The organism is Paenilisteria rustica, assembly GCF_013820765.1.
Taxonomy (GTDB): Bacteria; Bacillota; Bacilli; order Lactobacillales; family Listeriaceae; genus Listeria_A; species Listeria_A rustica.
Window position 1 is genome coordinate 228,001 of the sequence record NZ_JABJVM010000003.1, and the last position, 17,552, is coordinate 245,552.

General features: G+C 42.7%; 14 protein-coding genes. 9 read left to right on the forward strand and 5 right to left on the reverse strand.

Features of this window, described 5'->3' with window-relative positions; translation table 11 throughout:
* Window positions 1–166: 166 nt before the first annotated feature.
* From HPK16_RS04585 to HPK16_RS04595, 3 genes are all read right to left on the reverse strand, one after another.
* Complete coding sequence (locus tag HPK16_RS04585) at window positions 167–2,380, reverse strand: leucine-rich repeat domain-containing protein (protein WP_181675834.1); 2,214 nt, start codon at window positions 2,378–2,380, stop codon at window positions 167–169.
* A gap of 21 nt (window positions 2,381–2,401) precedes the next feature.
* Complete coding sequence (locus tag HPK16_RS04590; RefSeq protein ID WP_181675835.1) at window positions 2,402–4,228, reverse strand: hypothetical protein; 1,827 nt, start codon at window positions 4,226–4,228, stop codon at window positions 2,402–2,404.
* Window positions 4,229–4,802: 574 nt separating this feature from the next.
* Window positions 4,803–4,994, reverse strand: a complete 192-nt coding sequence (locus HPK16_RS04595; RefSeq protein WP_181675836.1) for a hypothetical protein — start codon at window positions 4,992–4,994, stop codon at window positions 4,803–4,805.
* Window positions 4,995–5,561: 567 nt separating this feature from the next.
* Between HPK16_RS04595 and HPK16_RS04600 the strand changes: the two genes are divergently transcribed.
* The 8 genes from HPK16_RS04600 (at window position 5,562) to HPK16_RS04635 (ending at window position 14,768) form a co-directional block, all read left to right on the forward strand.
* Window positions 5,562–6,944, forward strand: a complete 1,383-nt coding sequence (locus HPK16_RS04600; protein WP_181675837.1) for an amino acid permease — start codon at window positions 5,562–5,564, stop codon at window positions 6,942–6,944.
* 149 nt (window positions 6,945–7,093) lie between these two features.
* Window positions 7,094–8,647, forward strand: coding sequence for an amidase family protein (locus tag HPK16_RS04605; protein ID WP_181675838.1), 1,554 nt, complete (start codon window positions 7,094–7,096; stop codon window positions 8,645–8,647).
* A gap of 73 nt (window positions 8,648–8,720) precedes the next feature.
* Window positions 8,721–10,502, forward strand: coding sequence for an amidase family protein (locus tag HPK16_RS04610; RefSeq protein WP_181675839.1), 1,782 nt, complete (start codon window positions 8,721–8,723; stop codon window positions 10,500–10,502).
* Window positions 10,503–10,633: 131 nt separating this feature from the next.
* Window positions 10,634–11,638, forward strand: coding sequence for an inorganic phosphate transporter (locus tag HPK16_RS04615; protein ID WP_181675840.1), 1,005 nt, complete (start codon window positions 10,634–10,636; stop codon window positions 11,636–11,638).
* Window positions 11,639–11,991: 353 nt separating this feature from the next.
* Window positions 11,992–12,342: a hypothetical protein gene (locus tag HPK16_RS04620; RefSeq protein WP_181675841.1), complete on the forward strand. Its 351-nt coding sequence runs from the start codon at window positions 11,992–11,994 to the stop codon at window positions 12,340–12,342.
* Window positions 12,343–12,345: 3 nt separating this feature from the next.
* Window positions 12,346–12,822: a hypothetical protein gene (locus tag HPK16_RS04625; RefSeq protein WP_181675842.1), complete on the forward strand. Its 477-nt coding sequence runs from the start codon at window positions 12,346–12,348 to the stop codon at window positions 12,820–12,822.
* Between the two features lie 119 nt (window positions 12,823–12,941).
* Window positions 12,942–13,580: an ABC transporter ATP-binding protein gene (locus HPK16_RS04630; protein ID WP_181675843.1), complete on the forward strand. Its 639-nt coding sequence runs from the start codon at window positions 12,942–12,944 to the stop codon at window positions 13,578–13,580.
* 3 nt (window positions 13,581–13,583) lie between these two features.
* Complete coding sequence (locus HPK16_RS04635) at window positions 13,584–14,768, forward strand: hypothetical protein (protein ID WP_181675844.1); 1,185 nt, start codon at window positions 13,584–13,586, stop codon at window positions 14,766–14,768.
* A gap of 122 nt (window positions 14,769–14,890) precedes the next feature.
* Here HPK16_RS04635 and HPK16_RS04640 read toward each other — a convergent pair whose 3' ends face one another.
* Both HPK16_RS04640 and HPK16_RS04645 read right to left on the reverse strand, forming a co-directional pair.
* Complete coding sequence (locus HPK16_RS04640; protein ID WP_181675845.1) at window positions 14,891–15,388, reverse strand: GNAT family N-acetyltransferase; 498 nt, start codon at window positions 15,386–15,388, stop codon at window positions 14,891–14,893.
* A 24-nt stretch (window positions 15,389–15,412) separates the two neighbouring features.
* Window positions 15,413–16,144 carry a glucosamine-6-phosphate deaminase gene (locus HPK16_RS04645; protein WP_181675846.1) on the reverse strand — a complete coding sequence of 244 codons (732 nt, stop codon included), beginning with the start codon at window positions 16,142–16,144 and terminating at the stop codon, window positions 15,413–15,415.
* Window positions 16,145–16,276: 132 nt separating this feature from the next.
* On the opposite strand from HPK16_RS04645, the gene HPK16_RS04650 reads away from it, so the two are divergent.
* Entirely contained in the window at window positions 16,277–17,281 is a 1,005-nt protein-coding gene (locus tag HPK16_RS04650; protein WP_181675847.1) for an alcohol dehydrogenase, read from the forward strand.
* Window positions 17,282–17,552: the final 271 nt, after the last annotated feature.

Below are 17,552 nucleotides of genomic sequence, written 5' to 3' on the forward strand. Positions count from 1 at the left end.
CGAATATCTTTGAGCGAAGCGGTCTTGTATAATTAGATAGCAGAAAAGCGCTAAAGTGGCTGTGTAAATAGCTTTTTAGCGCTTTTGACATGTGATCTGAAGGTTCATGTTTCCTGCGTATCACTTCAATGTGAGAGTACTTTTATTTTGCGGTGCATGTGCTTCCTTACTCCACGTTCGTTTCCACAAAAGAACCACGATAAATCTGTTCCCCGCTATCCACCGTGATCGTATCTGCCGTCTGTAAGCGAGCTAATTGCCCCTTACTATTCAGGTTGAAGCGGCTATAAATTTTAAAATGGCCATCCTGTTCAATTTGTCCGGCACCCGAGCTTTGTGGCGTAATCACGCGTTGCGGGACCCCGTTGACAATCAGACGTAAGGTTTGCGATCCTGGCAATGTTTGTCCCGTGATGTAGTCCGTACGCGCTTGTACCGGATCGAGTGAGGTTGGTCGGCTGGCGTCTTGCACGATTTGTCTGGTGATCAGATGTTCCGCAGTGTCTGGGCCAAAATCGACTTGGATTTTATCCCCACCACGAATGGGACGATTCGATAACCCATAGGACGTCACCAGTTTCCGCGCAGGTACCGTGTAATAGCCTTGCGCATCGGTATCGACTTCGCGTTGCACAATACCATTCACGAGCACACGTACACGAGTTCGGCCGTCGATAACACGCCCGCTAATGGCTTGAAGTCCGGTTGTCACTGGGTTTAATTGCGGTGGAATACCGTCGACGATCGCCGCATGAACAGGAACGCCTTCTGTGCCCGTTGGATCACTAATGGTGACCACATATGGCGTCCCAACAGGATACATGCCGATTGTTACATCAAAAGCCCCCGTGTCATCCGCCACGACTTGGTAGGTTTTCCCGTCGATAGCCACTTGGACATGGTAATGTGGACTCGTTTTCCCGTGCAACGTATCTTGTAGCTCCGATACAGGCGTTAACGTTGGCGGTTTAGGAATGTCCAACACGTGAACCTTGGTCTGCACTTGATAACCAGGAATCACTTCACTCGTCAACGTGGTCATCCCACCTTTCGTCGCTTCAATCGGAATACTCGTCTGTGTGGGTTTCGTACTAGTTAGAATCGCAGGGCTACTTGTCACTGTATTCCTTTGTTTCGCGAAGGGTACGTTGAAATATTTGTCTACTAACAAATCTCCGTAGCTATCTGTTTCCAAGGGCACGCCATTGTAAGTCCACGTCATCGGCAATATGGTGTGCTCACCAATGGCTAATTCCGTTGTCTCGGTCGGCAATTGGGCGGCATACTGATTCGGTTGTCCTGGAATAAAATTGCCATCCCAGATGACATTTTGTAACGCAGGTAAGGCGTTAATCGAATCGGTCGTCGTAAACCAATTATTCGTGAGATCCAAGTGTGTCAAATGAGACAATGGAGCTAAGAAACTGGCATCTTGTAATCCTTGATTCTGGATGCGGAGGGACTCTAAGTGGGACAATGTCAAGATAGGACTGTAATCTAATGGTTGCTCCGTATGGTACAGCGAGAGTGATTTTAATCGTGTTAAATGACGTAACGCCGAGATATCGGTTAGCGAATCATTGTCCTCAAATCTGTCCCCTAAATCTAGTGTTTCTAGTGCTATATTCTCAGCTAAGAAATTCAAGTCAGTCATTACATAGGCGTTCTTTACAGTGAGTTCCCGTAATTCGGTTAAGGAAGCAAAGGAAGGGAACCGGTAAGCTCCAGCGATAGGACCTAATTCCAGGGTCTCCAAGTGATGTAACTGGAGGATACGTGTCAAATTATCTCCTGTATAACCATAAGATGATTTGAATTGACGCAAATTAACTGCATATTCTAATCCAGTAGTATCATCAACACCATTGACATCCAAGGTAGTGAGAGACGCCATCATTGATTGTGTCACCGGAGTCCCTTCTTTCAGATGTAGGGCATCCGTGATGAAATAGTGCAGGTCCCTATCAGGTATTGTTACCACCGGATCTTCCGCGTTTTTTGTAGGAGGTGCTTCTACCTGCTTCTCTGTTTTTGGTTCAGATACTGCGGGGGATGATTTCTCTGCTTGGCGTGGTACTTCTGTGTTTGTTTCTGCCGCTACGGCAGGAGAGGTCGGTGCCACGATGCTTGTTTTTTCTTCCGTGGCACTTTCGTCCTTAGCTGTTGAGATTTCTGCGGTTGCAGGTGCTGTTGTTTCCTCTGAATCTGTTGTTTCAGTTGACTCCATTGTCACCGAATCGGTTGGTGCTAAAGTTTCAGGATTCTCTTGTTCCTCCGTTGTTGCCACATCTGTCGGTGCCGCTGTTTCTTCGGATGCCCAAGTCATACTGGGGATAATCAAGGCAGTAATTAATACGGTGATACCTAGTTTCTTCTTCATCTGTTTCTCTCCTCATCGTCTCTATTTTTCGTTCGTCAGCAGGGGTTTCCCGCTCTCCATTTCATAATAGGAGCGTTCGTCTGGTAACAGGTTAGGTTCCTTCTCTAAATAATCCCAAGCTGGCATGCTCTCCAATGGCTGCGTTAGGATGGTTGGTAGCGTATCGGTTTGGAGCGCATTGGACGTGCTCTCGGCTTCTTGCAAAATCGCTTGGAAAGAAGTACTAACTTCTAGTGTATTGTCTCGCACATTCGTACCTGCATCCGTGGGTTTATCTGGGATGGCGTACGTATTCGAGTCTTCCCCATTATTATGCGAGCCTCGAATGCCAATATCCGCAGTTTTACCTGTTCCTGTATTATCTATCATGCCTGAGATAGTATTCCCTGACATATTGGTTTTTTTATTGGAACTCATGAAAACAAGGCCATTCATCTCGGACTTGGTTACGGTATTACGGATAATGTTCGCTGCTTTCGTCACATGAATACTGATCCCGCCGCGAGAAGGGATGGTGGTTTTAATGGCATTGACATGATTATCATCAATGGTAAGCCCTACTAAAAAGCCGAGGGTACTCGGATTCTTTAGTAAATCCTGATACTTGGTGCCTGTTGCCACAATCCCGCGTTCCGACGTTTTCTTGCTTTGGTTGTAGATTGTGCCATCTGTGTCTTGGTTAATAAAATTGTTCGTAATAAAAATGTCTTTGGGCGGATAGGCGGCGATCAGGTTCTCCGTCCCCTCCTCTGGATAATCCATCCCACCGACGACAATTGGAAATCGCACCCCAAACAGGTGGTTGGATTTGAAATTAATATCATAGCCTGAATGGGTGTCGAGTCCTTCCCATGTCGGGATATTCATGATGGTACTATTCGTTACGGTGTCATGTTGACTGCGATAATAGCCTTGCGTATACGCTGTTGTGCTCTGCGCGGCCTTTCCTTCTGTCGTCGTTGGGAATCGACTCGGGTCGTCCTCTGCCAATTGATCCGCATCGGTGGTTCCTTTCTTCCAGCTAAACGCCATGCCATAAGCTTGTTGTCCTGAAACCCCGACACCATCCACGAGTGTCCAATCGACATCTACGTTATTTGCAGAATACCCTGCAATCCCTGCGTAGCCGAGGTTTTCCAGTCGGTTCGTTTCTTTTCCTGCTACTCTAGAATTTCCTTTGATTTTGATATTATCCACAAACTCCATATAAATCCCTGTCCCACCCATATTCCGAATCGTCATATCTTGAATGGTCACATCATGCTTGCGTCCCCAACCGACATAATATTTGGGGGAAGTAGGACTGGTTGGATCAGGTAGCTTGGTTAAGGGATGCAACACAATCCCACGCTGATAGATATCCAATTGTTTACTAGCGGGATCCCACTGGCCGTCCAAGGTCAGTTTCTGAATCGTCGTTGGTGCCTCTTTTGTTCCACTAGCCGCGGTGAGCATCGCCTTTTCTTCCGGTTTTGTTTGTGGCGCCAACTGGATGGTAGTGAGATTGTTCCCGTCGTCGGTCGTTCCCTCTAGGATAAGCGATTTGTTGACGTTTAATCGATGGGCTAGCGTATAAGTGCCTGGAGACAAATGGACGCGTGTATAGCCGTTTTCCGTTGCAATGTCCATGCTCCCATCTACCGCTATCGATAGGGCCTCTGGACTCAAATCTTCTGGACTAGCATGGTTTATTTTATCAATAATGTAGGTCCTTTCAAGTGTATCTCCGGTGTAGTAGGTAATTGTTGCGGGTTCTGCTGCATAAACTGGTGCGCTAGAGAGCATGACGCCAAGAGAAATGGCGCAACCTCCCATTATGTAGATTCCCCATTTAAGTATGTGTGGCATATGACTGCTCCCTTTCATCTGTTATTCTCTTGTAGTGAACACCATTATACTCCTTTCTATAAAGTAGACGAAACAGCTAGTATAGCAGGTTCGAGGAGGACTTTTTTTGACTGGTACGCCTTTTTCCCCTTATTTTATGATGATTTTGTGACAATTAGCATCTGAAGGTTGAGTTCCAGCAATACATTATCGCGCTAGCCATGATTGTGGTTCTATTTATGCTCGTCAACAATCGCGAGACTTTGCTAACAAAATGGGGTGACAACTCGCTAGTTATATTTGTACTGCATCCTCTGTTTTTCTTCATAATTCGAATGTATACTTTGGAATTCGCAGATTGGAACATCTTTGTAAAACTGGCTTTTGTAATCTTTATTTCAATAGTTGCATGCAGTTCGCTAGTCGCCGTGAGTGGCTATATCCGGTGGTTGCTGTATCCACTAGAAAGCCTTTTGAAACTTCAACAAAGTAGAGAAAAAGAAATGCTAGAGGAAGAAGCTTGAGTTTAAACGACTGCATACGTATGCTACAAACCTTGAATTGCCAACTATTTGCGATTTTGTTGAGACTGTAATTACAGTCCCAACAAAATTGTCCAATCACGTAGGAACGCTTCTCTAGCTTCTGGATTACGATACAAATCACCGACAAACCGATATGAACTCAACTTATCCCGCATCTTTGTGTCCTGATAAAGCGCCTCTTTATACAGCGGTTGCTCATAATAATCCGCGAACCACTCCTCTTTTAAAAGCTTCTTAATCATGCGCCGGGCCCTTTTTTCCTTCGTGTCTCTAAATAAAAAAGTATCGCCAAGAATCGGAAATAATTCAAGCAAAAACTGAAACATCCGCTTCACCAACTTTCTCTGTATACGTCTATTGTACTGCAACCTCATAAATTGGTATAGCCTTATTTAACATGTGATTTTATGAGGTGGAGTAACGTATGAAAAAGTACATTTATGACATATAACCCTGCGAATATACACATATTTTCACAAACTTGGGATATTTTTTGTATCTTCTCCATATTTACCCGACGATTCAGCCTATTTGTAATTAAAAATACAAACATATCAATATCCTTTATCTATCAATGCTTACAAAGAAAAATAAAAATTATAAGCGTTCTTCTTTGGCGAATGGGTAAACTCTGTGGTACAATAAAATCTAATGATAGCGTTTACATTGTGAAGTAAAAAAGTATGGTGTTTAGGTTTATTTTGCGGTATGATAGAAGAATAATCTTGAAAGACATTGTTTCACAGAGGCTCGAGATGTTGCCTGATTGGTAAGGGTTTCGTCTGGCCAATAATAAGGGGGAAATACATATGTCAGAAGAACGAACATTAGAGAGAGGCTTAAAAAATCGCCATGTGCAGTTGATAGCGATTGGGGGCGCGATTGGAACTGGTTTGTTTCTTGGTTCAGGAAAGTCGATTCATTTAGCTGGTCCGTCGATTTTATTTGCTTACACGATTACAGGGATTATCTGTTTTTTGATTATGCGAGCGCTTGGTGAATTATTACTATCGAATTTGAATTATCATTCTTTTGTTGATTTTGTTTTTGATTATCTCGGCAATGGAGCCGCATTCGTCACAGGTTGGACGTATTGGTTCTGTTGGATTTCGATTGCGATGGCGGATTTGACGGCTGTCGGTCTGTATACCCAATTCTGGTTTCCGAATGTGGCGCAATGGGTTCCAGGGTTAATCGCGTTAGTTATTTTGCTCCTGATGAACCTTGCAACCGTGAAGCTATTCGGTGAAATGGAGTTTTGGTTCGCGTTAATTAAGGTTATCGCAATTTTAGCCCTGATTATCGTTGGTACATTTATGATTATCAAAGGATTTTCAACGGATGCTGGCACGTCAAGTTTTACGAACCTATGGAGTCACGGTGGTTGGTTCCCTAATGGTGCAAGCGGCTTTATCCTGTCGTTCCAGATGGTCGTATTCGCCTTTGTGGGCATTGAGCTCGTCGGTCTGATGGCTGGTGAGACAAAAGATCCTGAGAAAGTTATTCCAAAAGCGATCAACAACATTCCAATTCGGATTATTATCTTCTATATTGGTGCGTTAATCGTGATTATGAGTATTTATCCATGGAATGATATTAACCCAGCGCAAAGCCCGTTCGTGCAAGTTTTCGCGGCGCTTGGAATTGCAGCAGCAGCGGCTATCGTTAACTTCGTCGTTCTAACTTCGGCGGCATCTGCGTGTAATAGTGCGGTTTTCAGTACGAGTCGGATGGTTTACTCGCTAGCTAAGGAAAAAAATGCACCATACCCAATGACAAAATTAACATCGCATAAAGTTCCAGCAAATGCGCTATTCTTCTCGACAATCGTTATCTTGATTGCAGTTATTCTGAACTACGTGATGCCAGAAGGTGTGTTCACGTTAATCACGAGTATTTCGACAGTATGTTTCTTGTTTATTTGGGGAATCACGGTTATCTGTCATTTGAAATATCGCAAAACACGCCCAGAACTTGCGGCGAAAAGTAAGTTCAAAATGCCGTTATATCCAGTTGCGAACTATGTTATTCTCGCGTTCCTTGCGTTCATTCTAGTTGTCCTAGCATTAGCAGAGGATACACGTGTGGCACTGTTTGTAACACCAGTTTGGTTCGTACTTCTGATTGGGATTTACTTTATTCGCAAATCCAGAACACAGAAGCAAGAACAGAACGCAACAGATCTTGATTAATAAGACTTAATATCGAAAAACTGAGACCTTCCGCGGGTTTCAGTTTTTTTGTGCTTTCCTTACAAATTTGTTTTGTTTGTCACGTACATCGAGGGATTCCGCGCGAGTTAAAGTGTATACTTAGAAAAAATGATAACGGAGGAAACAACATGAAAAAAGGCATTATTATCGGTAGCACAATGGTGGTATTAATTTTGGGAATTGGAGTTACGTATTGGTTAATGAATATCGAGGACGCTACAAAACCAGGGGAGGCTATTATGTACGAACAGAATCGTGTGTTAGATCCAGTGAATAAACAATTAAAAACAGTGGATATCAGTACGCTAGAATCAAAGGAAAAGTTAGTGGTGGGTGCGGATATACAACAAATCCAACAGCTGGTCGCGACAAATAAGTTGAGTTATGAGGAACTGGTTGGCATCTATTTAAACCGAATTAAAAAATATGATAAGAACGGGCCCAAGTTAAATGCGATTACAGAAATTAATCCGGACGTCTTAGATGAAGCGAGAGAGCTTGATAAAAATCCGACTGTGAATAAAGATGCACTTTACGGGATGCCGGTTTTATTGAAAGATAATATAGGGACGGAAAAGATGGCAACAAGTGCTGGTGCGGTTGCATTGCAGGATTGGGTGATTGGAAAAGATGCTACAATAGTAAAAAACTTGAAGGCTAGCGGCGCATTAATACTCGGAAAAACGAATATGTCAGAATGGGCGAATTATATGGACGTCAGTATGCCAAGCGGTTATTCTGGGAAAATAGGACAGGATAAAAACCCGTACCTTGAGGCGACACCATCTGGATCAAGCGCGGGTTCGGCAACAGCGGTAACTAGTGATTTTGCCACGGTTACCATCGGGACAGAGACGAATGGTTCCATCATTTCACCAGCGCTAGCTCAGTCAGCAGTAGGATTTAAACCTAGTCATGGCGCTGTTAGTGGCGAGTTGGTGATTCCGCTTTCTAGACATTTTGACACACCAGGCCCGATAACAAGAACAGTAGAAGACGCCTATTTGACGACAAGTGCTTTGATGGGACGAACGAAAAAAGCGAAACTATCTAAGGACGCATTAAAAGGGAAACGAATCGGCATATTATTCGAGGCTGACGACGCTATTTCCAAAAAAATCGTGTCAGATTTGGAAAAAGCAGGCGCCAAAGTTATGAAAAGTAAAGGATTAGAGGAAAGCCAGCAAGATTATGAAGCGTTTGATGAGATACTTCAAGCCGATTTTAAACATGATTTGAATCAATTTTTGAAGGAGAATCAGGCGCCAATGAAAGATTTAGCGGCCATCATTGCATTTAATAAATCGGATAAGACGCGGAATATGAAGTATGGTCAAGGAAATTTGGAGAATGCTGAGAAAAATCAAGCAACCGCAGCGGCTATAGACGTACGCGCCAAAGAATTAATCAAAAAGTCTAGCCAGCATATCGAGTCATTGTTGGCCGCGAATAGTTTAGACGCATTGGTTGCCATCGATGATAATAATTTATTCTTAGTTCCAATCGCAGGAAATCCGGAGCTGACAATCCCAGCTGGGTATGATGACAATGGACAACCCGTGGGCATGACGTTTGTTGTGCGTAATAAAGCAGATGAAACGATCTTCGCGATGGGCTATGCCTACGAGCAAGCTTCAAAAAATCGTAAAGGTCCGATACTACCAGGAAACGATTCGAAATAAAAAAGAAACATCTCTAAATCAAGATTTTACAGCAAAAAGTAACTTCAAAAGGAACATCTAGGAGGATATCATAGTGAAAAAAAGCGTTATTGGAGTCTCGGCAGTTGTTTTAATAGGTTTGGCTGCTGCAGGCGTGTATGGGCAATTGAGTCAAACTGAAAAAGTGACAACAAAAGAGTTTTCACATCGAAATCTGGAAATTATAAGTCCGGCCGTAACAATGCTGCTAGAAAAGGCTGGCAAATTTGAAAAGCCAGAAGTAGCGGTAGTGGTGACGCCTCGTTCTGTTGGCGGAAAACCAACGACGTCAAAACCACCAACTGCTATAATTGAGAAAATACCAGGCGTGGGTGGTATTAAAAAAATAGTGACACCACGAGTGGAGATTAAGAGCAAGTCAAAAGTGGAAAAAATAGTGGAGGACACGAGTCTCTTAGGTAAAATAGATAAGCAGCTAAAAACGATAGATATACATGTACTTGAGGCGAAAGAAAAGCTTGTTGTTGGCGCGGATATTAGTCAGATTCAGCAGCGTATTTTGAGCCATGAGTTGACGTATGAAGAGCTAGTTGGGATTTACTTGAATCGGATTAAGAAATATGATCTGAATGGACCGAAACTGAACGCGATTACAGAAATTAACGCTGATGTATTAGCAGAAGCGCGAAAATTGGATGCGACAAAAGCGTATGGAAATATGGCTTTATACGGAATGCCAGTGTTGCTTAAAGACAATATCGGAACGGAAAAACTGCCAACTAGTGCGGGTTCAGTGGCTCTTAGGAACTGGGTGATTGGCACAGATGCACCACTTGTCAAGGCTTTGAAAACGAACGGCGCGCTTATTTTAGGTAAGACAAATATGTCGGAATGGGCGAATTATATGAGTGAAGGGATACCAAATGGCTATTCTGGAAAGCAAGGTCAAGTGAAAAACCCTTATTTGGACATAGATCCATTTGGCTCTAGTACAGGCTCGGCGGTTGCTGCTGCAAGTGATTTCGCGGCGATCACGATTGGAACAGAAACAAACGGTTCTATCATTGCACCATCAGCGATTCAGTCAGTTGTTGGCTTTAAACCAAGTCTTGGGACAGTAAGTAATGCGCTAATTATCCCGTTATCCAGCCACTTCGACACGCCGGGGCCAATTACCAAGAGTGTGAAAGATGCTTATTTCACGACCGAAGCTATAACAAATCTAAAAATGAACACAAAACTTTCAACGGTTGCATTGAAAGGAAGACGCGTAGGATTAATGTTTGATGAAGACTATTCTGATTCGTCAATTCAACGTAAAATCGTAGCTGATCTTAAAGCTGCGGGTGCCATTATCGTGCGTGAGGTCGGTTTTAGAGAAGAAGAAGAGACCTTATTTGCGTTTTCAGATGTGCTACGGGATGATTTTAAGCGGGATCTCAATCAGTTTTTAAAGGGAAATAAAGCGCCGTATCAGGATTTAGCGGCAATTATTGCGTTTAATGAGACGGATAAAGCTAGAAATATGAAGTACGGCCAAAGTAACCTGTTGGAATCGCAAAATAGTCATGTGTCCGAAAGTGTGACGAATGAAGCGGCTAAAAGATTAATAGAGGAGTCAGCGAGGAACCTGAATCAGGTTTTTCAGGCGAAGAAGTTGGACGCGATAATTACGATTAATTCGGATAATATTTTTACAGTGCCGATTGCAGGTTTTCCAGAACTTACAATTCCCGCTGGATATAATGAAGGTGGATCGCCTGTTGGTGCAACTTTCATTGGACTGAATAAAAGCGATGCGAACTTACTTGCAATGGGCTATGCGTATGAGCAGCAATCTAAAAATAGAAGAAGTCCGAAATGGGATACTAAATAATTGGAGCGATATCTCTAACTGGGAATACTGGTTGGAGATATTTTTTTGTCGTTAAAATTTGAGTTTATTCGTGAGAAGGAGCAAAATAGGGTATATACAAATAAAAGTGTGTGCGGTTAGGGGAATACGGAATGGATACGGTTATTTTAATTACGATTATCATTGTCATTATGGGCTTGGCCTTCGATTTTATAAATGGATTTCATGATATTGCGAATGCGGTGGCGACGAGTATATCGACGCGGGCGCTGAAACCTCGTGTGGCGATTGGGATTGCCGCAGTGATGAATTTTCTAGGCGCGATTTCGTTTACCGGTGTGGCTGTAGCGCTGACTTCGGATATTGTTGATCCATTTGCGCTAAAGAATGGGGAATTTGTTGTTTTGTGTGCACTGATTTCGGCAGTAGCGTGGAACTTGATGACGTGGGTTGCGAAGATGCCTAGCAGTTCGTCACATGCGCTGATTGGCTCGATTGCCGGGGCTTCGATTGCTTCCGCGGGTAGTTTTGGCGTGCTGAACTGGAGCGGGTTTTCAACGATTATTATCGCGCTGATTTTGTCGCCGCTGATTGGTTTTTCAGTCGGTTATTTGATTTATTCCGCGTTTAAATTTATATTCCGAAATAAGAAACTGGTGCAGACGAACCGGCGTTTTCGGATTGCGCAGATTGGTACGACAGCGATGCAAGCTTATGCTCATGGGACAAACGATGCACAAAAAACGATGGGGATTATTACACTGGCATTAATTACGAGCGGCTTGCAAAAAGGCTCTGCGATTCCTTTTTGGGTGCAGGTGAGTTGTGCTGCCGCGATGGCGCTGGGCTCCTCGATTGGCGGCTATCGGATTATTAAAACAGTAGGCACAAAAATCATGAAAATTGAACCGGTGACTGGTGTTGCGGCGGATTTGGGCTCGCTATCGGTTATTATGGGTGCGACGCTAATCCATTTGCCAATTAGTTCGACACAGGTAATCGATAGTTCCCTGATGGGCGTGGGGACGGCGAATCATAAGAAGGAAGTAAACTGGCGGACTGGGAAAAACATGCTGGTGACGTGGATGATTACATTACCTTGCGCAGGGATTTTGGCCGCGGTGGTGTATTGGATTAGCGCAGCGATATTTTTGTGATTGGAAAAAGATTAGTATGGAGCAGATGATTGGTTTATATTGGTGTGTTGACGGGGTTTGTACACGGTTCAGGTAGAAAAGTCTTTATTTCTAATAATAAAATAGCGGATTTGAAATGCTGGGTATTTTATACTACTAGCGCCCTCGAAACATAGAGTGATTTTTTGTGTTATGCTGTGCTCATAAAAGAGAGCGAGGCAATAGCATGAAAAAAAATATTGGTTTTTATGATAAGTTTAGTTTTTTTGATCAGCATGTTTCCTAGTGGTACAATGGCAGACCAAATGGGTAAGGAGGCATCGATATCTGAGCCTAGACAACTGCTTCAGAATACCGTATGGGGAAATGCAGGTTTGGCAGAGGTGCAAGCTTACAACAATGGGCAAAGTGTTGAGTACAGAGTTAAGCTGAATAAAAAACAATTTATTAACTTTCGGGGATATATTGATTTCTATACAATAAAAAGTAATGGGACACAAGGAACCATGCTGTCAAACGGTCTGCTGGTAGGAAAGATAGATTTTGATGGTAGTTTTAGTGGAACTTTCCCTATTCCAAATTTGAAAGTCAAAGCAGGGACAGCTGTAATGGTAAAATTCACAGGTATTGGTCTAGGGTCAAGTGGACGAGAAATATTTAAAGTGAGTAGTGGTTGCGTTTCCAAGATTCGTTATAAAAAATCGTCATCGTATGGAGGGAATTAGATATTGAACATGAATGGTAGGATGGAATTCAATGTACAGCTTAGTTATATCCTTTTTGTTAGAAATTTATCTAAAGGACGATATTTCTTTGATTTTGAGCCATTGATTGGAGATATGAGCGCAGATGCTGAGCGAGTTCTTGGGGAAATTTGGTCTGAGGCAACGAAATCGGCTATATATGATATTCCAGTAGATACTGTGAAAAGTTTATTTGGGGATGAGGAAGACTATCAAAATTCTTGTGTATATTTTGAGGATTGGATTGAAACAAAGCGTCCGGCAAGTTTGCTGACAGAAATATTAGTAACTTTCAAGGCAGATTTTGCAACAGTAAAAAATTCGTGTTTTTGTGTAGTGTATGATCAAATTCCTGCTTCCTGGTCTAGGATAAATCAGGAACCTATTGATTATGTGAACGATGACGCTGTAACGGGAAATTCATCAAAAATTGTTAGTATTAGTGAATTATTGATACGCTGAAAAAGAATGATAAATCAGATGTGAACCTTGAATGAAAGCGGTTTAGGGTTTTTTGTTATGTGCAATTAGATTCGATAGCACGAATAAATAATGCTAATTAGATAGAGGAGGTGTGATTTATGTTAAAAGTAAGGAATTTATCAATATCCGCGCGCGAGACACTTTTGGAAGGTATGAATGCGGAGTTTGAGAGTGGGTTGGTTTACGGTATCGTTGCTACAAATGGTTCTGGAAAAACGACATTGCTTCGTATTTTAGCAGGACTTACGAAAGCGCAAAGTGGTGTGGTTTATTTGGAGGATAACGGTGAAAAATTAGACCTAGTTACAACGCGAAAAAAAATCTTTTACTATGAAACATCGGATTGGTTGGATGGGAATTTATCTGCGCTTGATTATCTTAAATTTGTGAATGCTAGTTGGGCAAATAATGGGGCGGATATTGACGCGATTATTAAGTATTGGGGCTTGGAGGAATTTGTTAAGGTGCCTATTCGGAAATATTCTCTGGGTATGAAGCAAAAGACGATTTTGGCGATGTATGCGGCTAGTAATACGGATTATTGGTTGATGGATGAGCCTATGAACGGTCTTGACGACGCCAATCAAAAACGTTTTATTGGATTTATGGAAGAGGCTGGGAAACAAGGGAAGTGTATTATTTTTTCATCGCATCAAAATGACCTGCTTCACGATATTTCAGACAAGGTCCATTACATAACTAATAAAAAGTGGATGGATACAGCAGGAGGAATCTAAATAATGGGACAGCAAACGCTATATTTTAAAAAGTTCTATAAAAACAAGGGAAGTTGGCTGCCGATTTTTGTTTTTGTCCTAGCGATTTTGGTAGTGTTGGTGATGAATACGCGCGTAGGGGCAGAGCGGAATTTATCTGGCATGGAGAAAGAGGAAATAGCCACGAATAAGGCGATGCTGGCAATGAGTGAGCAGAGCATAACGTCAGCTCAAACCGAGGAGGAAAAAGCGGTTTTTAAAGAAGGGGACGCGCTGAGTAAAGCTCGCATGGAGAAGCAACAACGTGTAGTAAATCTGTATGATAATGGGAATTGGTCGGAAGCGTATACGGTAAAAATAGACTTAATTAAAGAATCCCATGGCGTTTACAGGGGAGATATGAAGGCCTCGCCGGAATTGAAAGAATCGATTTTTCGTCAAATTGCTATCTATACAAAACTAGCGGAATTGGATATTAAATCTGACCAGGAGGATATGGAAACACAAGGTACGACGTTTTTATACCGGATGCTGACTAATTTTTTCCCAGTCTTTTTTGTAATCATACTCTGCTTTACTCTAAATACGGCATTCACGGATCGCTTTTATCAAAATATAGACCGATCGTTGTTGTTGCCGCATAAGTTTGCAAAAGTTACTTTCCAAAGATTGTTATTCGGCTTATTAGTCGCGTTTGCCTTGTATATAATGACCTGTTTAATCGCTTATTTGCCAGCGAGTTTGTTATCAGGCAAGGGAAGTTTTGAATATCCTATTGCGATAAGCACGAATGATGGTATGACAACGAAGCCGGTGGGGAGTTTACTTGCTCAAATGGTAGTGTTACAAGCCTTGGCAATCGTTGTTGTCGTGTTCACAATCGACTTGGTGAGTAAGCTGTTCAGACGCGTGATGACGACATTATTTGTTTCGTTACTTATTTTGGTGGCACCAGTACTCGCTGTTGGAAAAATTGTACCGCTGAATCAATGGGCGCATCTTTTGCCAGGGACGTACTTTAATTCGGCAGCTGTGGTTGATTATTCGTTAGGTATATTATGCGGTAATGGGGATATTAATTTTGTAAATGGAGTAGTGGTATTGAGTGTGGTGCTACTTGTTTTACTGATTTTGAATGTCGGGATTGATGGTTATAGGAGCTTAAGTACAGGTATGAACTATAAAATGGGGGAGGACAAAGCCTGCTGACACACAAAAATAAGCAAGATATCACGAATCCCTTTCCCAGGTAAGACGTGAATCTTGCTTTACACAAATCGAGTGCTTCTCGACGATTTATTTAGGTTATGTTCCGCACTCATCGTTTCGAATTACAAAAACAACACCATATGCTCTTCATCAAAATACGTGCCATCGAGCTTCAAAGCGTGTTTTTCAAGGCTGTAGGGTTCAAATCCAAGCGAAGTATAGAGTTTCCGAGCCTGTTTATTCTTCGTAACGACGGATAAATAAACTTGCTCGATGCCTTCTAGTTGTTGGGCCTGCTCGATCGCGGTGCCAATTAAGGCCTTGCCGACGCCGCTGCCACGTCTTTCTGGTGCAACGTACATCGCGACGATATTGGCTCGATGTCTCATTTTGATGCGCTCTTCTCGAATTAAAGTCACGACGCCGACCAAATTCCTGCCTGAAAATGCTCCGAATGTCAGGGAGTATGGGGATTGGAAGCGAACTTCGTATTTTTGTAAGGCGGTGTATTTTTCTTCTTCAAAACTTGTCGCAAAAGCTGCGGGACTTTCTTGCAGGGCTTGGAGTCTGATTTTTACGTATTGATCGACATCTGCTACGGTTAAAAGCCTGATTTCCATTTTTTCACCCCTGATTCCAAGTTTTTAATACTTAGTCAGTAATGATCCTGCTGCTTCGTCGATAATGAACACGACATTTGGATGTTTTTGCAAAATAGATGCGGGACAATCTTCAGTAATTGGTCCTTCAAGAGTTGCCTTCACAGCCTCTGCTTTTCTTGTGCCAGAAGCGGTTACGAGGATTTGTTCAGCTTCCATCATATCGGCAAGACCGAGCGTCAGCATTTGTTCTGGCGCTTCTTCGCGTGTCACTTTGTAGTAAAGCATCGTGCTGTTAATCGTTGAATCGTCGCTATCTGCTAGGAATAAGCGAGAGTCAAAAGGTGTCCCAGGCTCATTCGCACCTAAGTGAGCGTTTACACCGAGTCCAAGAATTTGTAAATCGCGTTTGTTAGCATTCAAAATCTTATTATAGCGCGCGATTTCTTCATCAAAATTGGATAAACTACCATCTAATAGGCCAATTTCGCGTGGTTGTTTTTTTATTTGGTCGTAGAATTTTTGATGCATGTAACTGTATACGCTGAATGAACTTTCGCGTGGGGCGATAAATTCATCGAGGTTCATCATAAACACTTTTTCGATATCGACTTCACCATTATTGATGCCTTCTACGAGATTTTCGAACATACCGTCATAGCTTGCGCCGGTTGTTGTGTTGATTACTGGGTTTTCTTTGGAATCGATGACTGCTTTTACAACATCATACGCTTTTTTAGACATTTCTTCATATGTTTTTGTACGGATAATTTTCATTAGTTCTCCTCCTTGTCGATTAACTCCAGAATACCGTGTTTTTTGTAATTTTGCAACGTTCTGATTTGCTTTAGAGTGAACTGGAAGGTGTATACTGAACTTGTTAAAAAATGAGGAAAGAAGCGTGATGGGATGAAGGTAGCACAGCTTAACGGGCCAAATCAGGATTATACAATTGTGGAGAGAGAAATTCCGAGTCCAAAGATGAATCAGGTTCGGATTAAAGTCGAGGCGTGTGGCGTTTGTCATAGTGATAGTATGGTTCGTCAGTTGCCTGAGAATATGTACCCGGCGGTTCCGGGCCATGAGGTTGTTGGCCGTGTGGATGCGGTTGGTGATGGTGTGACGGAATGGAAAGTGGGGCAAAAAGTTGGTGTTGGCTGGCACGGTGGACATTGTTTCCATTGTGAGCCTTGTCGCCGTGGTGATTTCGCGAATTGTGAAGCGGTTCAGACGTGTGGAATTAGCTATGATGGTGGTTTTGCGGAGTTTATGGTTGCGCCACATGATGCGGTTGTTGCGATTCCTGAGGAGCTGGATTCTGCGGAGGCGGCACCACTGCTATGCGCGGGGATTACGACGTTTAATGCGCTGAGAAATAATATGGTTCGAGCGGGAAGTCTTGTCGCGATTCAAGGTGTCGGCGGTTTGGGGCATTTGGCGATTCAATACGCGAATAAATTAGGTTACGAAGTGGTCGCGCTGGCTCGTGGCGAAGAGCGTGAAACCTTGGCTCGCGAACTTGGTGCACATCATTATTTTGATACGACAAAAGCGGACTGGGTGGATAAAGTGAATGCGCTCGGCGGTGTAACAGTAGCTCTTGCAACGGCTCCGAATGCGCAGGCGATTTCAGCGTTAACAACAATTCTGGCGCCAAACGGGAAAGTCGTTGATGTTGCGGTACCAGCAGAACCAGTCGAAATTCAGGCCGGAATTATGGTTGGTGGCGGCAAGTCGTTCCAAGGTTGGTATAGCGGAACGCCGGTGGATGGTGAGGATACGACACGTTTCAGTAATCTTCAAGGAATTAAACCGATGATTGAAGTCTATCCACTTGAAAAAATTAACGAAGCTTACGAAAAAATGATGGCTGGAAAAACAAGATTCCGCGCAGTTATTGTTTTTAACGACTAATAAATAAACGAATAGGTGTGAAAAAGTCCTTGGTTTCGCTTACAAGGGCTTTTTGCCGTGGAATTGTCACATTTGGGAAAGGGGGAGTTAGGGGATAAAAGGTGGTGTTCGCTCTATTTTTATTGTAAAAAACTCAATTTTGTTTAGGAGTTGCTAATTTAGAAAATGAGGGGGAATCTTGAGATGTAATCTTTTATAATATTGATTAAAAACAATGAAATATCGTGATTTTGTGCGTTTTTAGTGGGAAATACGATTGTTTCAAGCGGTT

Excerpts from the sequence above, each read along its gene's own strand:
- HPK16_RS04585 (WP_181675834.1), bottom strand. The coding sequence starts at position 2,380 with ATGAAGAAGAAACTAGGTATCACCGTATTAATTACTGCCTTGATTATC.
- HPK16_RS04590 (WP_181675835.1), bottom strand. The coding sequence starts at position 4,228 with ATGCCACACATACTTAAATGGGGAATCTACATAATGGGAGGTTGCGCC.
- HPK16_RS04595 (WP_181675836.1), bottom strand. The coding sequence starts at position 4,994 with ATGATTAAGAAGCTTTTAAAAGAGGAGTGGTTCGCGGATTATTATGAG.
- HPK16_RS04600 (WP_181675837.1), top strand. The coding sequence starts at position 5,562 with ATGTCAGAAGAACGAACATTAGAGAGAGGCTTAAAAAATCGCCATGTG.
- HPK16_RS04605 (WP_181675838.1), top strand. The coding sequence starts at position 7,094 with ATGAAAAAAGGCATTATTATCGGTAGCACAATGGTGGTATTAATTTTG.
- HPK16_RS04615 (WP_181675840.1), top strand. The coding sequence starts at position 10,634 with ATGGATACGGTTATTTTAATTACGATTATCATTGTCATTATGGGCTTG.
- HPK16_RS04630 (WP_181675843.1), top strand. The coding sequence starts at position 12,942 with ATGTTAAAAGTAAGGAATTTATCAATATCCGCGCGCGAGACACTTTTG.
- HPK16_RS04635 (WP_181675844.1), top strand. The coding sequence starts at position 13,584 with ATGGGACAGCAAACGCTATATTTTAAAAAGTTCTATAAAAACAAGGGA.
- HPK16_RS04640 (WP_181675845.1), bottom strand. The coding sequence starts at position 15,388 with ATGGAAATCAGGCTTTTAACCGTAGCAGATGTCGATCAATACGTAAAA.
- HPK16_RS04645 (WP_181675846.1), bottom strand. The coding sequence starts at position 16,144 with ATGAAAATTATCCGTACAAAAACATATGAAGAAATGTCTAAAAAAGCG.
- HPK16_RS04650 (WP_181675847.1), top strand. The coding sequence starts at position 16,277 with ATGAAGGTAGCACAGCTTAACGGGCCAAATCAGGATTATACAATTGTG.